This window comes from Agathobaculum sp. Marseille-P7918, from assembly GCF_900625105.1.
Taxonomy (GTDB): Bacteria; Bacillota; Clostridia; order Oscillospirales; family Butyricicoccaceae; genus Agathobaculum.
In genome coordinates, this window is the sequence record NZ_UYYD01000025.1 from 1 (window position 1) to 2,589 (window position 2,589).

The following is a 2,589-nucleotide window of genomic DNA, read 5'->3' on the forward strand; positions in this document are numbered from 1 at the left end:
AGTAGGGTAAGAACCCGGCGCCTTGCCATATTGCTATGGTAGGTTTCCGAGAACTCCCCTCCGAACCGGACTTACACCTCTCAGCGTATCCGGCTCTCCAGATGTCAGTCTAATTTCCCAGCGTGTAACTTATCGTGACAGTAGACGCAGAGTGCCATTGTCTTGCGCTTACGCCCAATCATGGCGATTTCCCATTGTTTTCTGCCACTTAAATCTTTGAGTTTTCGTACATGGTGTATTTCAAGCGGCACATTTTCTGCGCCGCACCACTCGCATTGGTTCGCTTGCAGTCTTTTAATCAGGCTGTTGCGTCCATAATTCTCAACGGCTCGTGCTACTATATCGGGATTTCCGCTTTCTACTTTGGTATTCCGGCGGAAACCGTCATTGTAGAACAGCACTTTTCCCACCTTGCCGTTTTTCTTCGGATACTCCACAACAAAATCTTTCCCTTGACGGTACTTGCGGATAATTCTGCTGATTCGTGTCCGATATTTTCCAGCAAAGGTTTTGAGCATACTGTATCTCATTACATAGTAGAAGTTATTGAGTACAGACACGTTGTTTGCAAGTCGGTAGTAGTTATACAATCCACGGATTTCTGCGTTGTATTGGTTTAGGATTTCCAAATCGTCCAAGTGCAACAGGCGAGTGCGCCGGACAGGTTCCCAAACCTCTTTGTTTCCATTTTGTTTGTCGTATTTAATCTTGAGGGCATTGTAGGAGAACAGTCGTTTTACCCACTTATCATGGGGAACATAAAGTAAGACTTTTCCATTGTTTACCCGTCTGGTAGCCCCGGTTTTGGTCTTTTTGTTGTGTTCGCCTTTGGCGATTGTGACCTCATATCCCAAGAACTTCGCAGCGTCGTGTCCATGAGTAATCAATGTCTTTTCCTCGGACATTTCCAGATGGAGTTTGTCCCGGATAAAGCAGCCTACATCTTGTTTAATCTGTTCTGCGTCCTCTTTGCTGCCGATAACTCCAATTAAGAAATCATCGGCATATCGGATATAGCAAATCCGTTTATAGCTATCGTCCATCTGGTCGCTATACGGCATAGATTTCAGACTACGCCGCAGTTCCCGGATTTCTGCAATTAAGCCCTCTTTTTCTTCCTCGCTCATTTTAGAGAGATTTCTTTTAAGCCTTTGTTCTTTCCCCCGGCAGACATCCAGCTTCTTCTTGAACGCAGGATTGATTTTACGGCGGTTTCCGCAGTTGAATTTCTCTGCATACTCTGCCATATAGCTATCCAGTTCGTTCATGTAGATGTTTGCAAGGATAGGGCTGATGATGGAGCCTTGCGGAGTGCCGGAATAAGTATTGTGATAATTCCAATCCTCCATATATCCAGCTTTCAAGAACTTCCAGAGCAGACCGATGAAATGTTCATCTGCAATCCGCTTTCGCAAAATAGCAATCAACACATGATGGTCTACGTTGTCAAAACAGCCCTTTATATCTCCCTCAACGAACCACTTTGTCCCCGTAAAATATTTCTGCACATATTTGAGTGCCGTATGACAGCTTCTGTTTATACGGAAACCGTGGGAATAGTCGCTAAAGGTTGGCTCATAAATACTCTCTAAGATGAGCCGCACCACCTCCTGTATCAGTTTATCGTCGAATGACGGTATCCCCAGAGGACGCATTTTCCCATTGGATTTCGGGATATACGTTCTCCTTGCCGGGTTAGGCTGATAACTAAAATCCCGCATCTTTTCAATGAGGGCGTTTATCCTTGCCATTCCCATTCCGTCAATGGTTTTGCCGTCTGTTCCGGCTGTCATGTTGCCTGGTTTCGCCTGTATCCGCTGATATGCCAGCAGATAGAATTGTGGATTGTACAGGTTGCGGTATAACCGCTCGTACTTGTAACTCTTGTTACACGCCTTGGATTTTAGGCTTTCCAACACATTTTCAGGACTTCTCATAATGCCTCACGCACCTTTCCTTTTTATGAATTGGTTGACATCCTGCCTCCCTTCGCCATGTAGACGGCTTTCCCGCCCTCGGACTACTACGGAGGCTCCGTTGCCATGCCGGATATTCAGCGTCATCTTTCTTGGGTTTTTACCCCTTGAAATTTATCGCCTTGCGGCATTACGCATAGCCGGATAGTTCCGGCGTTCCGGTTTAGGCAATCTCCAGTTAGACACTTTGGGAAAAGCGTATTGTGATGTCGGTAGTGGGTTTTCGTCCTTTTCCGCTTACTGCGGCTGGCTGTCATAAGTATCGTGCGGTCTGTGTTTACCTGTCACATTCCGCTATGACATACGGCGAATACAACCATCCTGCGCCGTCGGGTCGAGTATCCCGCCTCGGACTGCCCTTAAAGCAGTTTAGCCTTGCTCCTCATTCACAATGTTGCGTCTTGCCGCTCAGTCGTGGGTAGATGGTTTTCCCAACTTGCGATTTTTCCGATACGCTATTGTCCCCCTTGTGGTTTCCCTCCGAGGTAAATCGGATGACGCTAAAGTGACGCTTTTCACGTCTTTGATACTTTTCTTTACCGGCTTGCTAAAGCCGGGTTCCCAAAATGCCCGCACACCGCCTTTGGATGAAAAGCGGCGCTTCTGGACGCGC

1 protein-coding gene is annotated in these 2,589 nt (G+C 46.9%); it reads right to left on the reverse strand.

Translation table 11 applies throughout. The features are described from left to right. Window positions 1-104: 104 nt before the first annotated feature. Window positions 105-1,937: a reverse transcriptase/maturase family protein gene (locus EJL02_RS13925; protein ID WP_042958109.1), complete on the reverse strand. Its 1,833-nt coding sequence runs from the start codon at window positions 1,935-1,937 to the stop codon at window positions 105-107. Between the last annotated feature and the right edge of the window lie 652 nt (window positions 1,938-2,589).